General features: G+C 70.2%; 26 protein-coding genes. 9 read left to right on the forward strand and 17 right to left on the reverse strand.

The window, feature by feature from the left end; translation table 11 throughout:
* Positions 1–26: 26 nt before the first annotated feature.
* Positions 27–389 (reverse strand): response regulator, encoded by a 363-nt coding sequence (locus SOM08_RS03755; RefSeq protein ID WP_070401129.1) that lies wholly within the window; start codon positions 387–389, stop codon positions 27–29.
* Positions 390–436: 47 nt separating this feature from the next.
* A complete protein-coding gene (locus SOM08_RS03760; protein WP_070401130.1) occupies positions 437–880 on the reverse strand; it encodes a hypothetical protein in 444 nt (147 codons plus the stop codon).
* 165 nt (positions 881–1,045) lie between these two features.
* Here SOM08_RS03760 and SOM08_RS03765 point away from each other — a divergent pair, with 165 nt between their 5' ends.
* From SOM08_RS03765 to SOM08_RS03780, 4 genes are read left to right on the forward strand one after another with little or no spacing between them, the layout of a single operon-like run.
* On the forward strand, positions 1,046–2,200 hold the full coding sequence (locus SOM08_RS03765) for a response regulator (protein ID WP_116958486.1): 1,155 nt from the start codon (positions 1,046–1,048) through the stop codon (positions 2,198–2,200).
* Entirely contained in the window at positions 2,178–2,807 is a 630-nt protein-coding gene (locus SOM08_RS03770; protein WP_070401132.1) for a response regulator transcription factor, read from the forward strand. The genes SOM08_RS03765 and SOM08_RS03770 overlap by 23 nt, the downstream gene beginning before the upstream one ends.
* On the forward strand, positions 2,804–3,241 hold the full coding sequence (locus SOM08_RS03775; protein WP_116958485.1) for a hypothetical protein: 438 nt from the start codon (positions 2,804–2,806) through the stop codon (positions 3,239–3,241). Before SOM08_RS03770 ends, SOM08_RS03775 begins: the two co-directional genes overlap by 4 nt.
* Before the next feature lie 7 nt (positions 3,242–3,248).
* Positions 3,249–3,692, forward strand: a complete 444-nt coding sequence (locus SOM08_RS03780) for an HIT family protein (RefSeq protein WP_116958484.1) — start codon at positions 3,249–3,251, stop codon at positions 3,690–3,692.
* Positions 3,693–3,730: 38 nt separating this feature from the next.
* Here the strand turns inward: SOM08_RS03780 and fliR are convergent, their stop codons facing one another.
* The 13 genes from fliR to fliF form a co-directional block, all read right to left on the reverse strand.
* A complete protein-coding gene (gene fliR, locus SOM08_RS03785) occupies positions 3,731–4,495 on the reverse strand; it encodes a flagellar biosynthetic protein FliR (protein ID WP_322470085.1) in 765 nt (254 codons plus the stop codon).
* A 19-nt stretch (positions 4,496–4,514) separates the two neighbouring features.
* Positions 4,515–4,784 carry a flagellar biosynthesis protein FliQ gene (gene fliQ / locus SOM08_RS03790; RefSeq protein WP_070401138.1) on the reverse strand — a complete coding sequence of 90 codons (270 nt, stop codon included), beginning with the start codon at positions 4,782–4,784 and terminating at the stop codon, positions 4,515–4,517.
* Positions 4,785–4,792: 8 nt separating this feature from the next.
* Positions 4,793–5,569 carry a flagellar type III secretion system pore protein FliP gene (fliP, locus tag SOM08_RS03795; RefSeq protein ID WP_322470086.1) on the reverse strand — a complete coding sequence of 259 codons (777 nt, stop codon included), beginning with the start codon at positions 5,567–5,569 and terminating at the stop codon, positions 4,793–4,795.
* Position 5,570: 1 nt separating this feature from the next.
* Positions 5,571–5,942: a FliO/MopB family protein gene (locus tag SOM08_RS03800; RefSeq protein ID WP_116958482.1), complete on the reverse strand. Its 372-nt coding sequence runs from the start codon at positions 5,940–5,942 to the stop codon at positions 5,571–5,573.
* Positions 5,943–5,954: 12 nt separating this feature from the next.
* Positions 5,955–6,374: a flagellar motor switch protein FliN gene (gene fliN / locus SOM08_RS03805; RefSeq protein WP_070401141.1), complete on the reverse strand. Its 420-nt coding sequence runs from the start codon at positions 6,372–6,374 to the stop codon at positions 5,955–5,957.
* A gap of 19 nt (positions 6,375–6,393) precedes the next feature.
* Positions 6,394–7,398: a flagellar motor switch protein FliM gene (fliM, locus tag SOM08_RS03810; RefSeq protein ID WP_322470087.1), complete on the reverse strand. Its 1,005-nt coding sequence runs from the start codon at positions 7,396–7,398 to the stop codon at positions 6,394–6,396.
* Positions 7,399–7,416: 18 nt separating this feature from the next.
* Positions 7,417–7,974, reverse strand: a complete 558-nt coding sequence (locus SOM08_RS03815; RefSeq protein WP_116958480.1) for a flagellar basal body-associated FliL family protein — start codon at positions 7,972–7,974, stop codon at positions 7,417–7,419.
* A 126-nt stretch (positions 7,975–8,100) separates the two neighbouring features.
* Positions 8,101–9,378 carry a flagellar hook-length control protein FliK gene (locus SOM08_RS03820; RefSeq protein ID WP_322470088.1) on the reverse strand — a complete coding sequence of 426 codons (1,278 nt, stop codon included), beginning with the start codon at positions 9,376–9,378 and terminating at the stop codon, positions 8,101–8,103.
* Positions 9,375–9,854: a flagellar export protein FliJ gene (gene fliJ / locus SOM08_RS03825; RefSeq protein ID WP_116958479.1), complete on the reverse strand. Its 480-nt coding sequence runs from the start codon at positions 9,852–9,854 to the stop codon at positions 9,375–9,377. The genes SOM08_RS03820 and fliJ overlap by 4 nt, the downstream gene beginning before the upstream one ends.
* On the reverse strand, positions 9,851–11,344 hold the full coding sequence (gene fliI, locus SOM08_RS03830) for a flagellar protein export ATPase FliI (RefSeq protein WP_116958478.1): 1,494 nt from the start codon (positions 11,342–11,344) through the stop codon (positions 9,851–9,853). Before fliI ends, fliJ begins: the two co-directional genes overlap by 4 nt.
* 5 nt (positions 11,345–11,349) lie before the next feature.
* Positions 11,350–12,054 (reverse strand): flagellar assembly protein FliH, encoded by a 705-nt coding sequence (locus SOM08_RS03835; protein ID WP_116958477.1) that lies wholly within the window; start codon positions 12,052–12,054, stop codon positions 11,350–11,352.
* A 7-nt stretch (positions 12,055–12,061) separates the two neighbouring features.
* Positions 12,062–13,060, reverse strand: coding sequence for a flagellar motor switch protein FliG (fliG, locus tag SOM08_RS03840; RefSeq protein WP_116958476.1), 999 nt, complete (start codon positions 13,058–13,060; stop codon positions 12,062–12,064).
* A 15-nt stretch (positions 13,061–13,075) separates the two neighbouring features.
* Positions 13,076–14,764, reverse strand: coding sequence for a flagellar basal-body MS-ring/collar protein FliF (gene fliF / locus SOM08_RS03845; RefSeq protein WP_116958475.1), 1,689 nt, complete (start codon positions 14,762–14,764; stop codon positions 13,076–13,078).
* Positions 14,765–14,959: 195 nt separating this feature from the next.
* On the opposite strand from fliF, the gene SOM08_RS03850 reads away from it, so the two are divergent.
* Together SOM08_RS03850 and fliE are read left to right on the forward strand one after the other, a co-directional pair.
* Positions 14,960–15,670, forward strand: coding sequence for a hypothetical protein (locus SOM08_RS03850; RefSeq protein WP_322470089.1), 711 nt, complete (start codon positions 14,960–14,962; stop codon positions 15,668–15,670).
* A gap of 118 nt (positions 15,671–15,788) precedes the next feature.
* Positions 15,789–16,103, forward strand: coding sequence for a flagellar hook-basal body complex protein FliE (fliE, locus tag SOM08_RS03855; RefSeq protein WP_070401151.1), 315 nt, complete (start codon positions 15,789–15,791; stop codon positions 16,101–16,103).
* Positions 16,104–16,133: 30 nt separating this feature from the next.
* Here the strand turns inward: fliE and SOM08_RS03860 are convergent, their stop codons facing one another.
* Together SOM08_RS03860 and SOM08_RS03865 are read right to left on the reverse strand one after the other, a co-directional pair.
* Positions 16,134–16,664 carry a hypothetical protein gene (locus SOM08_RS03860; protein WP_322470090.1) on the reverse strand — a complete coding sequence of 177 codons (531 nt, stop codon included), beginning with the start codon at positions 16,662–16,664 and terminating at the stop codon, positions 16,134–16,136.
* 10 nt (positions 16,665–16,674) lie between these two features.
* Positions 16,675–17,613 (reverse strand): hypothetical protein, encoded by a 939-nt coding sequence (locus SOM08_RS03865; RefSeq protein WP_322470091.1) that lies wholly within the window; start codon positions 17,611–17,613, stop codon positions 16,675–16,677.
* 300 nt (positions 17,614–17,913) lie between these two features.
* Here SOM08_RS03865 and SOM08_RS03870 point away from each other — a divergent pair, with 300 nt between their 5' ends.
* The 3 genes from SOM08_RS03870 (at position 17,914) to SOM08_RS03880 (ending at position 21,825) form a co-directional block, all read left to right on the forward strand.
* Positions 17,914–18,912, forward strand: coding sequence for a hypothetical protein (locus SOM08_RS03870; protein WP_322470092.1), 999 nt, complete (start codon positions 17,914–17,916; stop codon positions 18,910–18,912).
* A 41-nt stretch (positions 18,913–18,953) separates the two neighbouring features.
* Complete coding sequence (locus SOM08_RS03875; RefSeq protein ID WP_322470093.1) at positions 18,954–20,507, forward strand: hypothetical protein; 1,554 nt, start codon at positions 18,954–18,956, stop codon at positions 20,505–20,507.
* A gap of 142 nt (positions 20,508–20,649) precedes the next feature.
* Complete coding sequence (locus tag SOM08_RS03880; RefSeq protein WP_322470094.1) at positions 20,650–21,825, forward strand: hypothetical protein; 1,176 nt, start codon at positions 20,650–20,652, stop codon at positions 21,823–21,825.
* Positions 21,826–21,869: the final 44 nt, after the last annotated feature.

Below are 21,869 nucleotides of genomic sequence, written 5' to 3' on the forward strand. Positions count from 1 at the left end.
CTGGTGGGATGCGTTTTAGGCCGGGATCAGCGAATCACCTTGTTGATGACTTCGATGAGGCGGCCCGGATCGAAGGGCTTGACCAGCCAGCCGGTGGCGCCCGCGGCGCGGCCGGCCTGTTTCATGGCGTCGCTGGACTCCGTGGTCAGCACCAGGATCGGCGTGTTCTTGAATTTGGGGTGCTCGCGCAGCTTGCGCGTCAGGCCCAGGCCGTCCAGCTTGGGCATGTTCTGGTCGGTCAGCACCAGATCGACGCTGTGGTTCTGCGCCTTTTCCCAGGCGTCCTGGCCGTCCACCGCTTCCACCACGTGAAAGCCGGCACCCGTCAGGGTGAAGGACACCATTTTTCGCATGGATGCCGAGTCGTCGACGGCAAGGATCGATCGCATGGGAGTTTCTCCGTTATTCGGGTGTTATCGGCGGCGCGCGGGCATTCTTAAAAGAGCTCCACCGAACCCGCGTCCATCTCGCCCTGTGTCACGGGGCTGGGGCGTTCGGGCATGGGGTCGAGGTCCAGGGGCACCTCGTCCTCCTCGGGCGCCATCGCCTGCTCGGCCAGGCGCCAGGCGCAGCCCTTGAGCATGCGGCCGGTGTGCGCCAGCAGCTGGGTGGCCATGTCGTGGAACTGCAGCTCGGTCACCGCCTGGTGCAGGCTGTGGCGGATGCGGGTGAGCTCCTCGCCCAGGACGCCCTCCAGGGCTTCCAGGTCGCGGTTGGCGTTGCCGAAGCGCTCCAGCAGATTGCCGGTGGCGTGGTCCAGCAGGCCTTCCAGGCGCTGCAGATCGGTCATGGCGATGAGCAGCGAGTCCTGCAGATCGGCCACCAGCGCCACGGGCAGCGTGACCGAAGGCGGGGTCGGCGGCGAAGCGGGGGTCTCCATGGGGGGCAGGGGGAAGGTGGTACGGATACGGGGTATTACAATTTTCGGCAGCCGCCTCCTGGGGTATCGACCGAATACGGCCTGGAATTCAGCCCTTTTGGCCGTCTCCGTCGACCTCCAGGCGCTTCTAATCCCTTCTTCGCCAGGCGACACAGAGCACCTCCCATGACCGGTACCGGTGAAGCGACAGCGAGCCACCCGCGACCGGTGCGCATCCTCCATCTGGAGGACTCCCGCGTGGACCACGCGCTGGTGAAGTTCGCGCTGCAGCGCAGTCAGCTCGCCAACGAAATCACGCTGGTGGACACGCTGGAGGATTTCCGCCGCGAGGTGCAATCGGGTCAGCACGACATCGTGCTCGCCGATTACCACCTGCCCGGCTTCACCGGCCTGGACGCCTGGGACGTGGTCTGCAAGCTGGGCATTCCGGTGCCTTTCGTCATCCTGTCCGGCGCGATCGGCGAGACCGCCGCCGTGGACGCCATGCACCGTGGCGTGAGCGACTACCTGCTCAAGGACAGCATGCACCGCCTGGCGCACGTGGTGAAGCGCGCGCTGGAGATCAGCGACGCGCGCAAGGCCAAGGCGCGCGCCGACGCCGAACTGGCCGAATCGCGCCAGCGCCTGGCCGAACTGGCCGAGCACCTGCAGACCAGCATCGAGCAGGAGCGCGCGGACATCGCGCGCGAAATCCACGACGACATCGGTGGCGCGCTGGCCGCGATCAAGCTCGACCTGGCCTGGGTGGGCCGGCGCGCCAGCGACGCCGACATGCAGCGCCACGTGAACACCGCGCTGGACATGGTGCAGCACGCCCTGGGGGCGAGCCAGCGCATCATGATGAACCTGCGCCCGCCCATCCTGGACCAGGGCCTGGTGGCCGCGGTGGTCTGGCTGGCCGCCGGCTTCGAGCGGCGCACCGGCCTGCGCGTGCACGTGCGCCGCACGGCCGAGCGCATCGAGGTGCCGCGCGACGTGCAGCTCGTGGCCTACCGCACCGCGCAGGAGGCCATGACCAACGTGGCCAAGCACGCCGCTGGCGCGACCCACGTGGACATCGATCTCAACGACGGAGAGGGCGTGCTCACGCTGGAGGTGAGCGACAACGGCCCCGGCATGGACAGCGGCGCGCTGCGCAAGGCCAAGTCCTTTGGCCTGCTGGGCCTGCGCGAGCGCGCGGCCAAGGTCGGCGGCTGGCTGGACGTCAGCGCCTCGCCGCGTGGCACCTCGGTCATTCTCTCGGTACCGCTTCCGTCGGGCGACACATTGCCGCCGCCGATGGAGCACAAGGAAGCCCATGATCAAGGTGATTTTGTGTGACGACCACGCCGTGGTGCGCCGCGGCATCCGCGACACCATCAGCGAAGCGGTCGACATCCAGGTCGTCGGCGAAGCCGGCAGCTATCCCGAACTGCGCGACCTCATGCGCAGGACGCCCTGCGACGTGCTGGTGCTGGACCTCAACATGCCCGGCCGCGGCGGCCTGGAAGTGCTGGGCGCGCTCAAGGAAGAGGGCTCGCCGGTGAAGGTGCTGGTGGTCTCCATGTACCCCGAGGACCAGTACGCCATCCGCTGCCTGCGCGCGGGCGCGCGCGGCTACGTCAACAAGGCCGGCGACCCGGCCGAGCTGGTCGGCGCCATCCGCGTGGTGCAGCAGGGGCGCAAATACGTCACGCCCGAGGTGGCGCAGATGCTGGTGGACACGCTCAGCGCGCCCGAGACCGAGGAGCTGCACGCCAGCCTGTCCGAGCGCGAACTGCAGACCCTGCAGAAGATCGCCTCGGGCAAGAAGCTCAGCGACATCGCCGAGGAGCTGATGCTCAGCCCCAAGACGGTGAGCGTGTACCGCGCGCGGGTGCTGGAGAAGCTGCACCTGTCGAACAACGCGGAGCTCACGGTGTACGCGATCCGCAACGGGCTGGTATGAGCGCCGGGACGACGCGCCGGGGGGCGCTGCTGGCCCTGGGCGCCGCGCTGCTCGCCGCCTGCGGCAAGGGCGACCCGCAGGCCCGGCTGGAGGCCGCCGCCAAGGCCCTGCAGGCCGCCATCGAAGCGCGCCACACCGGCGACGCGATGGACCTGCTCGACGAGCATTTCCAGGGCAGCGGCAACCTGGATCGCGACGGCACGCGCCGGCTGCTGACCGCCACCTTCCTGCGCTACCAGAACATCCGGGTGATGGCGATGTCGAGCAGCCACCGCGTGGACCCGCAGACACCCACGCTGGGCGTGAGCGAGGCGCAGGTGCTGGTCACCGGCGCGCAGGGCCTGGTGCCCGAGCGCGCCGAGCCCTACAAGGTGCGGCTGGAGTGGCGCCTGGTGGGCGGGGACTGGAAGCTGTCCGACCTGCGCTGGGAGTGAGGTCGCCATGCCCATGTTCGTTGACACCTCGCCCCCGGGCCAGTGCATCTTCTGCCGCCTGGTGGCCGGCGACATTCCCGCCTTCCGTGTCTGGGAAGACGAGCTGAGCATCGCCTTCATGGACATCGGCCAGGTCAACCCCGGTCATGTCCTGGTGGCCACGCGGCGCCACGCGGCCACGCTGTTCGACATCACGCCGCAGGAAGCGGCGGCCGTGGCGCAGACCGCGCAGCGGGTCGCGCGCGCGGTGCGCGCGGCCTTCGACCCGCCCGGCCTCACGCTGCTGCAGGCCAACGGCCGCGAGGGGGACCAGACGGTGTTCCACTTTCACCTGCATGTGGTGCCACGCCACGCGGACGACGGCGTCGCGCTGTCCTGGCCGCGCAAGGACCCGCCGCCCGAGGTGCTGAAGGGCTACGCCGAGCGCCTGGCCGCGGCGATGGCGGACTGATCTCCCGCGCGCCAGCGCGGCTGGCGGGGGGCGGTGGATCAGCCCGTGAACAGCGCCGTCGCCAGCCGCAGCAGCGCGGCCACCGGCGTGTCCAGCATGGGCAGGGTGAAGGCGATGCCGATCAGGCCGGCCGACAGTGTGATGGGGAAGCCGATGGCGAAGGCGTTCATCTGCGGCGCGATGCGCGAGACGAAGCCCAGAACGGTGTTGATGAACAGCAGCATGCCGATCAGGGGCAGCGCGATCCACAGGCCATAGCGGAACACCACCGCGCCCAGTTCGTGCAGGCGCATGGTGTTCACCGCGTCGAGCGCGCCGCCGCCCACGGGAAAGGTGCCGAAGCTGGACACCACCGCCTGCAAGAGCATGAGGTGGCCGCCCATCACCACGAACAGCAGCATGGTGGTGTTGCCGAAAAAGCGGCCCACCGTGCTGCTCTGGCTGCCGGTGCTGGGGTCGAAGAAGCCGGCGAAGTTCAGGCCCATCTGCAGGCCGATGAGTTCGCCCGCCAGCTCCACCGCCGCGAACACGATGCGCACCGCCAGGCCGATGGCCAGGCCGATCAGCACCTGCTGCACCACGGTTTCGAAGGCGCGCGGGTCGGTCAGCGCCACCACCGGCTGCTCGGGCAGCGCGGCCTGGGCGCAGAAGGCGATCAGGAAGGCCAGGGCCACGCGCGTGCGCACCGGCACCGATCGCGAGGAGAAGATGGGCGCGCTGCTGAACACGGCCAGGATGCGCAGGAACGGCCAGAACACCGGCGAGACCCAGGCCATGATCTGGGCCTCGGTGAAGGTGATCATGCGCAGGCCCCTTGCGCCCTCAGACGGCGTACTGAGGAATGGACAGGATCGTGGTGCGGATGAACTCGACCATGGTGGTCAGCATCCAGGGCCCCGCGATGGCGAACACCGCGATCGCGGCGATCAGCTTGGGCACGAAGGACAGGGTCTGTTCGTGGATCTGGGTGATGGCCTGGAACAGGCTGATCACCAGGCCCACGCCCAGCACCGTGGCCAGCACGGGCGCGGCCACCGCGAGCAGCAGGAAGAGGGCGTTCTGGCCAAGCGTGAGGGCGGCTTGCGGTTCCATGGTGTTCCCTACTGGGCGAATGAGGCGGCCAAGGAGCCGATGAGGATGTTCCAGCCGTCCGCGAGCACGAACAGCATGAGCTTGAAGGGCAGCGCCACCAGCACGGGCGACAGCATCATCATCCCCAGGGACATGAGCACGCTGGCCACCACCATGTCGATGACCAGGAAGGGGATGAAGATCATGAAGCCGATCTGGAAGGCGGTCTTCAACTCGCTCGTGACGAAGGCCGGCACCAGCACGCGAAAGGGCGCGTTCTCGGCCGTCACGCCTTCGGGCAGGCGGGCCAGGTTGGCGAAAAGCTCGAAGTCGGACTGGCGCGTCTGCTTGAGCATGAAGGCGCGCATGGGCTGTTCGCCGCGCTGCAGCGCCTCCTCGAAGCTGATCTGGTTGCGCGAATAGGGGCCGTAGGCGTTGCTGTAGACCTGGTCCAGCGTGGGGCCCATGACGAACAGCGTGAGAAAGAGCGACAGGCCCACGATCACCTGGTTGGGCGGGGCCGACTGCGTGCCCAGGGCCTGGCGCAGCAGCGACAGCACGATGACGATGCGGGTGAAACCCGTCATCAGCAGCAGCACCGCCGGCAGGAAGGACAGCGCGGTGAAGAACAGCAGGGTCTGGATCGGCACCGAGTAGCTGGCGCCGCCCGCGCCCTGGCCCACGACCAGGGGCAGCGACGGGCCTTGCGGCGTGGCCACGGGCGCGTTCTGCGCCCAGGCACCGACGGACAGCAGCATCAGGGCCAGCAGCAGCGCGAGCGCGCGCAGCCAGACCAAGCGGGGCATCTCAGCGCGGCGCATCGCCCGGGCCTTTCACGAGTTGCTGCGCCAGTCGCGCGGCGAAACCGCCGGCCAGCGGTGCCGTCGGCGCCGATGGGGCGGCCGTGTCGGCCGGCAGGGCCATTTCGTGCAGGGTGTTGACGCTGCCCGGCGCGACGCCGAGCACCAGGCAGGTGGCGGCCTCGCCGTGGCCCACCTGCAGCGTGACCACGCGCTGCTGCGGACCCAGCGAGACGCTGCCCAGCACCTTGAGGGAGGGGCCGCTCTGCCCGGGCACGCCCGGCAGGCCGGGCAAGCGCCCGCGCGCCCACTTCAGAGCCCAGGCGAGGCCCACCATCAGGGCGAGCAGGACCAGCGCCGGCCAGGCGTTCTGCCACATGTCGGTGTTCCTTCAGGTGCGGCTCAGGCGCTTCATGCGCTCCGAGGGCGTCACGATGTCGGTGAGCCGGATGCCGAACTTGTCGTTCACCACCACCACCTCGCCCTGGGCGATCAGGTAGCCGTTGACCAGCACGTCCATGGGTTCGCCGGCGAGCGCGTCGAGCTCCACGATGGAGCCCTGCGCGAGCTGCAGGATGTACTTGATGGGCACGCGCGTGCGCCCCAGTTCCACCGAGAGCTGGACGGGGATGTCCAGCACCATCTGGATGTCTTGCGCGCCGCCCGCGCCCATGGCGGTCTTGACCGGCGTGGCCTCGGCGTCGAAGGCCGGTGCGCCCTCGTCGGCAACGGTGGCGGCCTGCTCTTCGAGCGCCTGAGCCCATTCGTCGGCGATGGCGTCCTGGTTGGGTGCGTTGGTATCGGTTGACATGGTTTCTCCTGAACGCCGGTCACATCTCGGGGGACGACCCCAGCCAGTTCATGTCCCTGCCGCGCAGGTTGCGTTCCACGCGCAGCGCGTACTTGCCCTTGTGCGTGCCGTACTGGCACTCGAACACGGGCACGCCGTCGACGTGGGTGGTGATGGTGGGGTTGCGGTCGAGTTCGATGAAGTCGCCGATCTGCATGGCCAGCAGTTGCTCCACGGTGGCCTCGGTCTTCGCCAGCTCGGCCACCATGGTCACCTCGGCGGCCTGGATCTCGTGGCTCAGCAGCTTGACCCAGCGGCGGTCGACCTCGATGGCGTCGCCCTGCACGCTGGAATAGAGCACGTCGCGGATCGGCTCCAGCGTGGCGTAGGGAATGCAGACGTGCAGCGAGCCGGTGATGTCGCCGATCTCCAGCGTGAAGCTGGTGGAGACCACGATCTCGCTCGGCGTGGCGATGGTGGCGAACTGCGGCTGCATCTCCGAGCGCTGGTAGGCCAGCTCGATCGGGTAGACGCCGCGCCAGGCCTTCTTGTATTCCTCGGCCACCACGTCCACCAGCCGGTTGATGACGCGCTGCTCGGTGGGCGAGAAGTCGCGCCCCTCGATGCGGGTGTGGAACTTGCCGGAGCCGCCGAACAGGCTGTCGATCACGCCGAACAGCAGCGTGGGCTCGCACACCACCAGGCCGTTGCCGCGCAGCGGCCGCACGGCCATGATGTTGAAGTTGGTGGGCACCACCAGCTCGCGCAGGAAGGCGCTGTACTTCTGCACCTGCACGCCGCCGACCGAGATCTCGGGGCTGCGGCGGATGAAGTTGAACATGCCCACGCGCAGGTTGCGCGAGAAGCGTTCGTTGACGATCTCCATGGTGGGCATGCGCCCACGCACGATGCGTTCCTGGCTGGAGAGGTTGTAGTTGCGAACGCCGCCTTCCGGCACCTCTTCCTTGGCGAGCTTCTGGCTCTCGCCGGTCACGCCCTCCAGCAGGGCATCGACCTCTTCCTGTGACAGAAACGATTCGGACATGGTCTGATCGCTCCGCGCTTACTGCACGATGAAGCTGGAGAACAGCACGGCCTGCACGGGGCTGGCCGGGCCGCGTTTCTTCTTGCCCTCGTCCTCGGTCTTGGGCGCGGGATAGCCCATCACCTCGGAGACGGCGGCGATGATGTCGTTGCCGAGCCGGCTCTTGCCTTCGGCGCTGAGCACGTCCTCGGCGGTTCGCTTGGACAGGATCACCAGGATGCGGCTGCGGATGCTGGGCATGAAGGCCTTGACGGCATCGCCCGTGTGGGCGTCCTGCAGCTGCAGCGTGAGGCCGATCTGGATGTAGCGGTTGCCGCCGGGATCGGCCAGGTTGACCACCATGTTGTCCAGCGGCAGGAAGGTGGGGGCCGATTTCGGGTCCACCGGCTTGTGCGCAGGGGCTTCCTCGTCCAGGCCCTCGTCCTCGGCGGTGTTCTTCTTGAGAATGAACAGCGCGGCGGCCGCGCCCGCCACGCCCAGCACGACCACGCCGATCAGCGCGAACAGCAGCTTCTTGCCCTTCTTCTTGGGGGCGGCTTCGGCCGGTTGGGCGGCGGCGGTGGCAGCGGCGGACATGGCACTCCTTCGTCGGTTGCCGCGGGCTCAAAGGCGCGCGGCTTGAGAAGGATTGTGGGAGGGGCCCCCCCACGCCGTTCGCTCGATAAGCGCGGAAAAACCGGTTCTTTCCCGCGCCCTGGGGGCTCAGATGAAGAGGTCCAGGCCCCGGCCGTTGGCACCCGGCGCGGCTGGGCGCGGCGGGGCCGCCTCGGCCGGGCCGGCGTCGGCCCGCCCGGAGCGCGGCGCGGCGGCCTGCGGTGGGGGGCCGTCGCGGCGGGCATCGCCCTGGCCCTGGTCGCCCACGGAGACCTGGCCCAGCGTGAGGCCGCCTTGCTGCAGCAGGTCGCCCAGCGCGGTCTGGGCGTGCTCGCGCAGCAGGCCGCGCGCGGCGGCGTCGTCGGTGCGGAAGTCCAGCCGCACCTCGTCGCCGCGCACGGCGAGCTGGATGTCGATGGCGTTCTGGGCGTCCTCGCCCACGCGCAGGCTGGCGTGGCGCATGGCGCCGGCGCCCCAGTGCTGCACCTCCACCGCCTCGGCGTCGGCCGGCGCGGCGTAGGGGTCTTGGGCGGTGTTCGGGTCGGTGCCGGCCTCGTGCCGCGCCTGGCCGCCGTCGGCCGGGGCGTCGCCACCCAGGCCGCTGTCGGCCGCCGTGGCCCCGCTGGCGATCACCGGACCCGCGGCCGCTTCGCCGGTGGCGCGCGCGCCACCCGTGGGCGAGGCGCCGGGCAGGGGCCGCTCGTCGCCGTCGGCCGCGCGCCCGGCGAGGGCCGCGAGCGCGCCCGTGGGCGTGGCGGTGGGCGCACCGGCCTGGAAGCGCGCGTCCAGCGCGACCGTGCTGCGCACCGGCCAGGCGGCACCGGTGCCGGCCTCGCTGGGCGCGGCCGCGCGGCTCCAGCGCAGGGCGGGGCTGTCGGTGCCGCCGGCCGTCTGGCCCGCGGCGGTGGCCAGGGCGGTGGCGGCACCGGGTGCCGAGGCCCGTGCGGCGGCGGGCTGCCAGGGCGCGGCGACCTGGCGGCCCGGCGCGCCGCCGTTGGCCAGGGGCAGGCCCTCGGCGGGCGCGCCGCCGAGGCGGTCGGCGCGCGTGTCCAGGCCGCGCGTCTCGCCGGCCAGCGAACCGTCGCCCGCCAGCGGCGCGGGCGCCAGCTCGTGCGGCGCGGTCCAGGCCATGAGCGCGGCCAAGGGGTTGTCGCTGTCGGCGGGGTCCTCGGCCAGCGGGTCGTCGCCCGGCGCGCCGGTGGCGGTGGCGGCTGTGCCCAGGGGATCCAGCGGCTCGGCGTCCGGCGACAGCAGGGCCAGCAGGCTGGAGAACAGGTCGCTCGGCTGCTGCGGCCCGTGCGCCGCGCGCGCGGCGTGGCTGGGCGGCTGGCCGTGCGCCGCCTGCGAAGCGGGCGGGTGGGGGTTGCTGGGCGCGGTCGTGGTCATGCGGAGAAGCTCTGGAACGTGCTGTCGGATTCGGCGCGGCGGCGGTGGGCGTTGAGCGCCATTTCGTCGGTCTGTTTTTGCTCGCGGCGCATCAGGCGCTGCTGGCGCGCCTCCTGCTGGCGCGCGACGTACTGGCGCAGCGTGGCGAGCTCGCGCTCGGCCTCGTGCACCTGCTGCTGGACCTGTTCGATCTGGCGCTGCTTCTGCCCGAGCACGCCGGTCTGGAAGTCCATCGCGTGCTCGACCTTGGCCATGAACTGGCGGTGGTGCATGAGCCAGGCGGCGTCCACGCCGCTGGCGCAGCGGGCCTGCCAGCGCTGCTGCGCCTCGGCGGCGTAGGCGGTGAGCTGGTCCATCTGTTCCTGCGCGGCCTGGTGCTCGCGGCGCGCCGCCGACAGCGCGGCCAGCCCCTCGTCGCGCTTCTTCTCGGCGAGTTCGATGACCGTGGCCAGCGTTTCCAACCCTTGTTGGGTCATTGGTTGCCCTCATACGGGTTGTGGTGGGGCCGCGCGCCGCGCGTGGCATTGCCCGCCGCGGCGTCGCGCGCCGGTTTGTCTTCCTGCAGCGCGGTCTGCAGGCCGCGCACGCTCTCGCCCATGGGGGCGGCCTCGCGCATGTCCTGCATCAGGAAGCGCTGCAGCCCGGGGTAGAGCACGATGGCGCGGTCCGTCTCGGGGTCGCTGCCGGCCACGTAGGCGCCGAGCTGGATCAGGTCGCGGCTCTTCTGGTAGCGCGAGTAGTTCGCGCGGAATTTGCGCGCCAGCTCCAGGTGGCTGGGGGGCGCCACGTTGTGCATCACGCGCGAGGCCGAGGCCTCGACGTCGATGGCGGGGTAGTGGCCCGACTCGGCCAGCGCGCGCGACAGCACGATGTGGCCGTCCAGGATGGCGCGCGCCGCGTCGGCGATCGGGTCCTGCTGGTCGTCGCCCTCGGACAGCACGGTGTAGAAGGCGGTGATGGAGCCGCGGCCGTTCAGGCCGTTGCCGCTGCGCTCCACCAGCTGCGGCAGCTTGGCGAAGCACGAGGGCGGGTAGCCCTTGGTGGCCGGTGGCTCGCCGATGGCCAGGGCGATCTCGCGCTGCGCCATGGCGTAGCGGGTGAGCGAATCCATCAGCAGCAGCACGTGCAGGCCGTCGTCGCGGAAGCGTTCGGCGATGGCGGTGGCGTAGCTGGCGCCTTGCATGCGCACCAGCGGCGGCGCGTCGGCCGGGGCGGCCACCACCACCGAGCGGCGGCGGCCCTCCGGGCCCAGGATGTCCTCGATGAATTCCTTCACCTCGCGGCCGCGTTCGCCGATCAGGCCGACCACGATCACGTCGGCCTTGGTGTAGCGGGCCATCATGCCCAGCAGCACGCTCTTGCCCACGCCGGAGCCGGCGAACAGGCCCAGGCGCTGGCCGCGGCCCACGGTGAGCAGGGCGTTGATGGCGCGCACGCCGGTGTCCAGCGGTTCGCGCACCGGGTCGCGGTCCATGGCGTTGAGCGGCGCGCGCTCCAGCGGCGAGACGCTCACCCCGCGCAGCGGGCCCTGGTGGTCCAGCGGCTCGCCGTGCGCGTCCACCACGCGGCCCAGCAGGCCGGCACCCATGGGCAGGCTGAGCACGCTGCGGTCGTTGGGCGAGGGCGGCGGGTTGTCCTGGCCCAGGCGCGGCACGGTGCGGTAGGGCGGCAGCGGCGTCACGCTGGCGCCGCTGGCCAGGCCGTGCACGTCGCCGGCGGGCATGAGGAAGGCGCGGTCCTTGGAGAAGCCCACCACCTCGGCCAGCACGGGCTGCTTGTGGCCGTTGTCGATCAGGCACTGCGCGCCCACGGGGACGCGCAGGCCCACGGCCTCGAGCACCAGGCCGGCGAGCTTGGTCAGCGTGCCGCGCACCTCCAGCGGCGTGGGCGCCTGCGCGCTGGCGCGCAGGTCGTCCATGAAGTGGCCCCAGCGGCTCGGCGATTCGTCGAAAGTGCTGTCGGTCATGCGGGTCAGACGTCGGCGTCGGCGGGGTCGAAGGGTGCGCTTAGGCCCAGGTTGCCGATGGCGCGCAGCCAGCGCTTCTCGACCGTGGCGTCCACCGAGTTGGTGCGCGACTCGAGCACGCAGCCGCCGGGGGTGATGCCGGGATCGGGCACCAGCTCGGGCCGGGGCTCGCCCAGGGTTTCGAGCAGCGCGCCTTTCATGAGCGCCAGGTCGGCCGGATTCATGCGGATGGTGGCGGGCAGGCCGTCGTCGATGAGCTGGGACATGGCTTCGCTCACCACACCCTGCAGCTGAGCCGGGTTCTGCACCAGCTCGCGGCGCACCACCTGGCGCGCCAGGTCGCAGGCGATCTCCAGGATGTGGCGCGAGATCTCGTGCTCGCTGTGTTTGAGGTGCTCGCGCGTGGTGCGCAGCAGCTGGGCCATGCGCACCGCGGTTTCCTCGGCGGTGCGGCGCATGCTGGCTTCCATGGCGTCGCGCACCGATTGCGCGCCAGCGTCGTGGCCGTGGCGAAAGCCCTCGGCGTAGGCCTGCTCGCGCGCCTCGGCGAGGCGCTCGTCGGGCGGCGTGGCCTCGGCCGCGCCGTCGGTGGGCAGGGCGGGGCGCTGGTCGCTGCCGTCCACGGCGGCGAATTGCCAGGCGGCGACGCCGTCGATCTCCTCGCGCGGGATGAAGCGCGAGTACGGGTCGTTCTTGGGGCGTTGGTTCATGGGGCGCTCAGACGAAAGCCTCTTCCTCGCCGCCGCCGCCGATCACGATCTGGCCTTCGTCGGAGAGGCGGCGCACGATCTTGAGGATCTCCTTCTGCTGCGCCTCCACCTCGGACAGGCGGATCGGGCCGCGGGCTTCGAGGTCCTCGCGCAGCGCCTCGGCCGCGCGGCTGGACATGTTGGACAGCACCAGCTCGCGCAGCTCGGCGGTCGCGCCCTTGAGCGCCACGATGAGCTGGTCGGTGGCCACTTCCTTGAGGATGAGCTGCACGGCCTTGCCGTCGAGCTTGAGCAGGTCCTCGAAGGTGAACATCTTGTCCATGATCTTCTGGGCCAGCTCGGGGTCGAAGTCGCGGATCGACTCGATCACCGAGCTTTCGATCTGCGTGCCCATCATGTTGATGATCTCGGCCGCGGTCTTCACGCCGCCCATGGAGGTCTTGCGGATCTTGTCGCCGCCGGCCAGCACCTTGTAGAGCACCTCATTGAGGTCCTTCAGCGCGGTCGGCTGGATGCCCTCGAGCGTGGCGATGCGCAGCATCACCTCGTTGCGCGTGCGCTCGGTGAAGTTCTTCAGCACGGCGGCGGTCTGGTCGGCCTCCAGGTGCACCAGGATGGCGGCCACGATCTGCGGGTGCTCGTTGCGCAGCAGCTCGGCGATGGACAGCGGGTCCATCCACTTCAGGCTCTCGATGCCGGAGACGTCGCCGCCCTGCAGGATGCGGTCGATCAGCAGCGCGGCCTTGTCGTCACCCAGGGCGCGCTTGAGCACCGCGCGCACGTAGTTGTCGGTGTCGCTCACCAGCAGGCTCTGCGACGAGGCGGTGTTGGTGAAGCGCTGCATCACCTGGTCCACGCGCTCGTGCGAGACGGCGCGCGTGCGCGCGATGGTCTCGCCCAGTTTCTGCACCTCTTTCGGGCTGAGGTGCTTGAACACCTCGGCCGCTTCCTCTTCGCCGAGCGACATGAGGAAGATGGCGGCGTCCTGCAGTCCGGTGTCGTCCATGCTCTGCTCCCAGCCTCAGTTCGGCGCTTCGCCGTTGACCCAGCCCTTGACGATGTTGGCCACCGCCGCCGGGTTCTCCAGCGCCAGCCGCTTGGCGTCGGCGATGCGGCGCTTCTCGGGCGTTTCCTCGTCCGGGGTCGGCATCGGCAGGCCGGGGCGCTCGGGCATTTCGTTGAGCACGGCGTTGAGCGGCTGCACCTCGGCGATGCGGGGCGGCGGCGCCTTCATGAGCTTGAGCGCCGGGCGCACCATGCCCATCAGCACGATCAGGCCCAGGCCGACCATGCCCAGCGGGAACGCCAGGCTGCGCGCCAGCTCGATCTTGTCGGCCTGCTGCCAGAAGGGCAGGGCCTCGGGCTCGGTGGCCACCACCTCGTTGAACGCGGCGTTCATCAGGTTCACCGAGTCGCCCCGGGCCTGGTTGAAGCCGATGGTCTCGCGCACCAGGGCGGTCATCTGCTCGATCTGCTGCGCCGGGATGGGGGCGCTGACGGGCTTGCCGTTCTTGTCCAGCGTGGTCTTGTGGTTCACCACCACGGCCGCGCTCAGGCGCTTGATGCTGCCGCTGGACTCGCGCACGGTGCGCACGGTGCGGTCGACCTCGTAGTTGATGACGGATTCGCGGCGCGTGGAGCCGCCCTGGCCGGCGTTGGCCTGGCCCTGCGGCGTCACGCCCACGGGCGCGGCCTGGCCGTTGATGGGCGCGCTGCTGGGCGCTGGCGGCTGGTTGCTCACCGCGCCGGGCACGCCGGCGGGCTGGGCGCTGCCGGGACGGCCGTCTTCGATGGTCTGCTGGCTGCGCACCGCGCTGGGCTCGTTGCCCTGGTTCGGCCGGTGCTGCTCCGAGGTCATCTCGGCCTGGGAGAAGTCGATGTCGGCGCTCACCTGCGCCTTCACGTTGCCCACGCCCACCAGGGGTTCGAGCATGTCCAGGATGCGGCGGGTGTAGAGCTGCTCGAGCTGCTGCGCGTACTGCAGTTTCTGCACATCGGCGCCGGCGGCGTTCTGGCCGTCGGGCGGGTTGGACAGCAGGTTGCCCTGGTCGTCGACCACGCTCACGGCCTTGGGGTTCATCTCGGGCACGCTGCTGGCCACCAGGTGCACGATGCCGGCGACCTGCGCGCGGTCCAGCGTGCGGCCGGGGTGCAGGGTCAGCAGCACCGAGGCGCTGGGCTTTTGCTGTTCGCGAAAGAAGCCGTTCTGGTTGGGCAGGGCCAGGTGCACGCGCGCGGCCTGCACCGAGGCCAGCGACTGGATGGAGCGGGTCAGCTCGCCTTCCAGTCCGCGCTGGAAGCTCAGCCGCTCCTGGAACTGCGTCATGCCGAAGCGGTTGTTCTCCATCAGCTCGAAGCCGGTGACCGAGCCCTTGGGCAGGCCCTGGGAGGCCAGGCGCAGCCGGGTGTCGTGCACCTTGTCGGCCGGCACCATGATGGCGCCGCCGCCGTCCGAGTACTTGTAGGGCACGTTCATCTGGGACAGCTGGGCCACGATGGCGCCGCCGTCCTTGTCGCCCAGGTTGGCGTAGAGCACGCGCCACTCGGGCTGGCGGCCCATGAAGAAGAAGGCCAGGGCGATGGCCAGCAGCGCCAGGGCGCCCAGGCCGAGCTTGATCTTCTGCGCGTTGTCCATGCGCGCCAGGCCTTCGGCCAGGGCGTTGGCGCGCACGGGCTGGGCATTCACTTCGGCGACGGCGGTGGTGCTCATGGGCGGGATGGCTCGCAAGGGGGCACGGGGCCCCGGATGCGGATGAGTATCCCGGGGGGGGGCGGCGGGCATTCCCGAAAAAAGGCGCCGTATTGGGCCTTTATTTCCCGCGCGCCTTGCCGAGGGGGGGATTTCGGACCGAGCGGGCGCCCGTGCGGGTATAAGCCACGCACCGCAACCACCGACCCGAAGCCCATGCAACGCATCGTCCTGGCGCTCACCTTCTTGCTGGTCGCCGTCGGCGCCCGCGCCGCCGACGGCGACCCATTGCCGGCCCGCAGTGTTCTGCTCATCCCGGCTGGTGATCCCGTGGAGTACACGGTCACGGTCCGCACGGCGGCCACCATGCTGTTTCCCCTTGCCTCGCTGGGCGCGCTGTCGGACGGGCGCCAGAAGACAAAAGACCTCACGGCCCTGATGCGGACCCATGCGCCGGGCCACGGCCTGTTCTTCGCCGAGCGGGTGGCGCACCGGCTGCGGGCCGCCGGCTATGAGGTCCGGGTGTTGGAGTCGATCGCCCGCCGGCCGGACGACCCCGACAACGTCGACATCGAGAACCTCGCCTTCGACGAAGACGTGGGTCTGCAGCTGGGGTTCGACGCCATCGGCTTCCATTCGGGCATGGGCACCCAGGCCTACGTGCCCAAGCTCAATGTCGACGCCCACTCCTTCCCGCGGGGGGCCCAGTGGTACCCCTACAGCACCACGCTGTTCTTCGGTGTGGACGCCCGGCCGAATGAGGATTGGGCCATCGTGGCACCCGCCGAGGCCAGCTTTCCGTCTTTCGAGGCCTTGATCTCCGGCCCGGGCGCCGTGGACGCCGTCTACCGCCAGGCGCTCGACCAGCTGGCCGAACGCGTGGCCACGCAGTTCCAGGCGCAGTCTCCGCTCAAGGCCGCGCCCTGAGCGGGGTCGCCCGGTCAGGGCCCGAAAAGGCCGGCTTATTGGGGCTTTATTTCCGGACCCGGTTGCCGAGGGGGGCCTAGCATCCAGGCCTGTCGATCGCTTCCCGAAGGAGTCCCTCATGGACATGCGCCTGTCTCCCCTGACCAGCCAGACGCTGGGCAACGTGGCCGCGTTCAAGCGCCCGGCCGCGGGCGCCGCGGGTGGCGCGGGCGCGGCCTTCGCCGACAACCTCAAGGCGGCCCTGCACCAGGTGAGCAAGGCGCAGAACGAGGCCAGCCGCCTGCAGACCGAGGTTCAACTGGGCAACCCCAAGGTCAGCCTGGAGGAAACCATGATCGCCATGCAGAAGGCGCAGATCGGCTTCCAGAGCGCGCTGCACGTGCGCAACCGCATGGTGCAGGCCTACACCGACGTGATGAACATGTCGGTCTGAGGCGGCCGCGGCGCCTGTCGGCGCCTGGGCCTACCCCGCGCGCAGCGCCTCGGCCTTGTGCTGTGCGAGCCGCTGCAGGTCCGCCAAGGCCGGGTCCTGGCGGCAGGCCTCGACCGCCGCTTCGAACACGGAGATGGCGTCGGCCGCCCGGCCCATGGCGGCCAGGCATTCCCCCGAGCGGAAGGCGGCCAGCGCCGCATAGCGGTTTCCGTCCTGCAGTCCGGCCAGGCCGAACATCGGCAGCGCAGCGGCCGGCCGGGCCGTGCGCTGCAGGCAGGTGCCGGCGAGGAAAGTGAATGCCGCCCGCCCGGGGTGTTGCATGACCAGGACCAGGGCGGGCCGCAGCGCCTGATCGAACGCGCCCTCGTCGCACAGGCGGGTGGCGGTGGTCAGCAGCCGCGCGGCCTCAGCGGGCCCGTGCGCCGCCAGCGCAGGGAGTGCCTGCCCGGCCGTGGCCGCGCGCACCCAGTCGCCGATTCGCTCGCCGGCCTGGGCCAGGCGGGCGGCGCATTGTTCGAGCAGCGCGGCCACCTCGGGGTCGGGATGGGGGTGGTGGTGCATGGCGGGCGGTTCAACCCTGCAGCGGCGCCAGCGCCAGGCAAACCAGGAAAAGAAACAGCAGTTTCATGGCCGCCACCGGATCCAGGGCCTGGGCCAGGGAGGCGCAGACCTGCTGCAGGAGATGGCCATCGCCCCCGTCGCGGTAGATGCCCTGCGAGATGCGGTCCTTGATCAACGGAACCCACTCGTCCATGTTGTTCAAGGTGGCGTTGACCAGAGAAGGAAATTGCTCGTGAACCGCCTGCAGCAGGGCATTGGCCTCGGTGGCGTTCATGCGCAGGTAGCTGCAGGGCGGCGAGGCGTCGTGGGTGCCGGTCAGGTAAATGGCCAACACCACCGCGCCAGTGACAAAGAGCATGGCCGCCGGGAGAGCCGTCCCCATGACGCAGCACGTCGCCAGGCATGTCGGATCGGTCATCGTGTCCGGCGCGTAGATCCTGGCCCAGCGGTAGACCTCGATCCGCTGGGACTGGCTCAGCGAGGTGTCGCCCAGGATGCCGGGAATGTCGGGGCCGCCGTTCGGCAGCGCATGCCTGGCCGGGTCGAAACACCATGGGGGAGCCAGCGGCACCCCCTGGGCGACCTTTCGGGCGTGGTTGAGCAACTGGGCGGTCTCTTCCCCCGAGAGCTCGCAGTTGTTGATGGCACTGTAGTTGGGGCGCAAGCCCTCGGAGTCCAGCGTGAGGTGCCGGGACGGCCGGAACAGCTTCTTGATGTCCGAGCTGGGCGCGGCGGCCGACAGGGGTGAGGGGCCGGCGGTGACGTCCTCTGGTTCGAGGCTGTGCTCATCGTTCTCATTCGACAGGCAGAAGTTCCAGCGGGCCGAGGCGCTGCCAGGGGACTGGGAGCGGTTGACGGGCGACGGCGGTGCTTGGCGCGAAGCGCCTCGCGACCGGTCCACCGGGCTGCTGGAACGTGAGGAAGAAGAGGAAGAAGAGGCGGATTGCATGGTGGCGTGGCGTGTCTCAGGGGGCGTGCGCCGCGCCAGGCCTGTCCGGCGCCGCGGAATGGCCTAGGGAACGGTGCCCCCTGCTTTGTTCCCGACCGCGGGGATGGCCCGCGCCCAGGGGAGTGGGGGCGCGGCACATGAAGCGCTCCGCCGGGTGGGTGGCGCGGGCGGCCTAGGCCACCGGGGAGGGCCGATGGTTCGAACCACCATCACAGAAGCGTCACCAAAGCCCACACGCCGCGCATCGACCCCCCTGGGCCGTCCAGGGCGTGGCACCCATGCATCCAATGGACCGTCACCATGAACCGTGAATCTGATCGCCTCATCGGAGCGACGCGGGTGCGCGTCCCGCTGCCGTCCAGGCATGCGGTGGTGGTCACGCGCGACACCGGCCTGAGCGCGGCCGCCCGCGCGCTTCTCAACAGGGCCGTTCAATCCGGCGAGGCGCTGCGGGCCAAAACCGTGCGCGTGCCGGGCAGCCAAGAGCGGCTGGTCGTGCTGTACGTGCCGCAGCGCAAGCCCTTCTCGCCGCAGCGCCTGTTGGCGCGCGTGGGTTGGTGGCAGGCGAGCGTGCGGCGCAAGGAAGCCATGGCGAACGGGGTGGTGAGCGGTCTGTTCGGTCGGCAGTTCCCGTTGACACCGAGCTTCGATACCTGCGTGCTGGTCGATCGCCATCCCCGCGTGCGCCCGTCCGATCTGGCGGCCATCGTGGGCATGGGCGAGGTTCTCAGGCAACTGGCCGAGGCCCGGATCGATTGGCCGACCTTCGTGGCCATCGCCGGGGGTGTCGACGCGGGCAAGGCGCTGCTGTCTCAGCTGGCCGCACAGGTGCGGCTGAGCGATCCAGAGGGCTCCTCGCGATCGGCGATCCTCAAGACCCTGTCGTACCTCGCGCAGAGGGATGGGCGCGGGCCGGAACCGGTGGCCGAGGCGCTGCTGGGCGATCCCGAGGTGCTGGCGCGGCTGCAGGCCCATGCCAGAAAACTCCCCGCCGCGCTGGCCGCGAGCGCCAATGCCCAGCTCCTGGTTCACCACTTGAAAGGCCTGAGCCCGCCATTGCATGAGCGCTACGGCCCGGCGCGCCTCGGTGCGCTGAAGGCGATCCAGGGCCTCTGCGATGCGCAGGCGCTGCCACCGTCGGCGAAGCGTGCGGCTGTCCGCCAGGCGCTGGTGGAGTGGAGCCTGGCGGCCTTGGGACCGGAACACGGGGCGCTGGCGGACGCCTTGCGGTTCGCAGCGGCCGTCGATCCCAACACCGGCGCCTGCGCGCTCGACTCGGTGTTTCAGCCGCTTCTGTAGGGGGCCGCTGCCCCGCCTGCCTCTGCGTTTTGCGTCGCGCCATGTCTATCCTTGAACGGTTCTTCCCTTCCTGTGTCCGGTCCCCCCGGTCCAAAGACCTCAAAGGCCTGCCGGTGATCGGCCAGGTGCTGGCCCAGACGCCGACGGCCTCCACGACCAAGCCGCCGGTGCTGGTGTGCAAAAAAAGAAAGAACGGGCAGAACGGCGTCGACCTGTCGGTCAGGTTCGCTTCGCGCACCGGTTGGATCGGGCGCCTGGTCCATGGGCGGGAGCAGGCGCGCCTGCGGAAGCGGCTGGACGAGGAGATCGCCTGGTGCGAGAAACACCTCGGGCATTGGCCGGAGGTGGCCGCGGCGCTGGGACTGCTGCGAGCCGAGCGCGCCGCGAGCCCGGATGGGTGCCGCCACACGATGAAACTGCGGGCGGCGTTGCAGGTGCTGAAGGCCGCCCAGGGGCGGTTCTTCCACATCACCCGCAGCGTCGGGAAGATGCGGGCCCACAGGGACGGCATGAAGGCCATGACGCCCTCGGCGCTGCGCGCCTGCATTCGGCAACAGGATGGCCATTCGAAAGCGCGCACCGCCGATCGCGATGAAGCGCGCGAATGCAACCGCGTCTGGAGCCAGGCGGTTGCGGACGGTGTGCCCGCTGGCGCGTTGCGGGCGCGCACCGCCGCACTGCGCCGCTTCATCGATCAACGCAGCCAGGCGCAGGGGCAGACGCCGCTGCAGTTTCTTCGGCATGTTCTCCTGCTGGGCACGGCCTCCTTCAACCTGCGGCCCCGGGTGTTCGAGGCCTTGCTGGCGTATTTCGTCGAACTGGGGGTTCAGGGCGACATGGCGCTTCCTGTCGACCCCCAGCGGGGGGACAGCCTGGACCGGCTGCTGGAGTGGCTCGCCCCGGTGGTGCCCGAGGGCCAGCCTCTGGCGCCGGCCATGACCCAGGACGCCGAGGGCGAACTGGCGCCCATGAGCGCCCGCGCGTTCGCCTCGGCGCTGAGCGCCACCCTGCATGGGCAGCTGGTCGAGGCGTGCAGAGAGCCCGTCGAGGACGTGCTGCCGCAGGAGGTGCAATGGCGTCGGTGCATCGAAGGCGTCTTGTGCTGTCTGGTCGACGGCGTGTTTCCCGACACGCACGAATTCCGCGGTGCCCTGGCCCGGCTGGTGCGGGTGAAGAACGAACTGGGCGCGGTCCAGGCGAAGGAGCAGCCCTTGATGCAGTTGGCCCGCCAACTGGAAGCGGCGTACCTGGGCCACCGGGAGCGCATGCTGGCTCTGGACGGGCTCGGCCTGTGGCAGGAAGAGGGGAGTGGCGATCAGCGGCGGGCGTACGCGGCCATCGCGGCCCGGCTGGACAAGGCCTTCACACCGAAAGGTGTCCCCAAAGGCCCTTTCGACGTGGAGGCCGAGGAGGTCGAGGGGTTTGTCGCTGTCCACACCATCGCCGGCGCCCCCTCGCTGGCCCCACACCAGATCCTGCACCGGTGGTTGACCGAGACCCCGGTGCCCCGTTACCTGAGCGACCCGGTGTTCCGGGCCCTGGCGCGGTACTGCATGCGCGCGCAGCTGCAGGCGGCTGCGCAAGCGCCGCTCTGAGCCTTTCTCGGGGGCGCGAGGCCGGGGCTGGGATGGCCCCGCGCCATCTCATGAACGCTTTGCTCGGTGGCTGTTACCCACAGGCCGCATCGGTTTTGCACGATGCCGCTTCCGTACCACCGCCACAGCCCGAGGAGTCCGCATGCGCCGCGTCAGTCAAGAAGCACCGCCGATCAGAAAGTCCGTCCCGCCGGCCAGGCCAGTCCCGGCGTTCTCGCCGATCCGGCGGGGCGAGCGCTTCGATGTCGAGGGGTTTGCAAGGACCTTGTATGAGAAGTCACCCCGGCCGACCGGGAAAGAGTGGCACGCGCATGCCGACCAGGACGCTCCCGATCAGGTGATGCCCACCCGCAAGCCGGTGGGCCGGTGGTGCGGGCGCATCGAGTCCTGCAGCTTTCGCGATCTGGTGGCACCAACGATCGCGTACTTGCGATCGGCGCCAGTCGACGGTCGCCGGCACGAGGTGGTCCAGGCCTGCGACCACTTCTCGAAAAAGCGGGTGGTGGACAGCACGGAGTCGCGCCGACACCTCGCAAGCCTGGTGCGCGCCCAGCGGATGCTGGCGGCGCAGGAGGTTCTGAATCGGGCCACCGCCGCGCGGAACGCTGCCGAAGACGACCTGGCGCTCGCCGAGGCGGATGTCGAGTTCCATCGCGCGGGCGCGCAGCGGGCGTTCGATGAACGCTTGCGCGACATACGGCAGCGCCGGGCGGCGGGCCTCGGCAAAGCGAATGCCCCACAGGAGAAGGACGCGATCGCGTTCAACCAGCGCGCGCTCGTGCCGGTCCCCATGGCATCCCCGTTCAAGCCGCGCCGCGCCGCGCCAGGCCAGCCTGCGCCGGACAATACCCCGGGCAAGACCTCGGGTCGCCAGGCAAGTCCCCTGGTCCAGCTGAAAGCCTTTCTCGGTGAGTGGAAGCCCCGTCCGTCGAAGACAGCAAGGACCGAAGCCCAGGGGGTGCCGTTGCCCGATGCCCTGCGCGCCCCCAAGAAGAAAGCCGTGCCAGCGGCGCAGGTGGCGCTGAACGGGGAAGCTCTGTCGCTCACGCTCCAGGCCTTGGCCCAGGAGGCCGGGGAGTCACCCGAGGATGTCGTCGAGCGCCTGCTGCTCGAGCGGCCGGTGTTCATCGCGCGCCTGCACCCCTTGGTGTTCGACGAGCTGTTGCGCCTGCACGCCCAGACGCTGCGGGAAGAAATGGACGACATGCACCGGGAAAACCTGGAGGTGGTTCAGGCGCTGGCCGACCGGCTCCAGCGTCGGCTGGCGGACTACCGCGAAGCGAAACGGGCCTACGAGGGCCTGCTGCTCCCGGGCTGAGTCCCTCAAAGAGCAACGGCCCCTGAGGGCCGCTTCCATGGGCG

The sequence above is a fragment of the Hydrogenophaga sp. SNF1 genome (assembly GCF_034421675.1).
Classification (GTDB): Bacteria; Pseudomonadota; Gammaproteobacteria; order Burkholderiales; family Burkholderiaceae_C; genus Hydrogenophaga; species Hydrogenophaga borbori.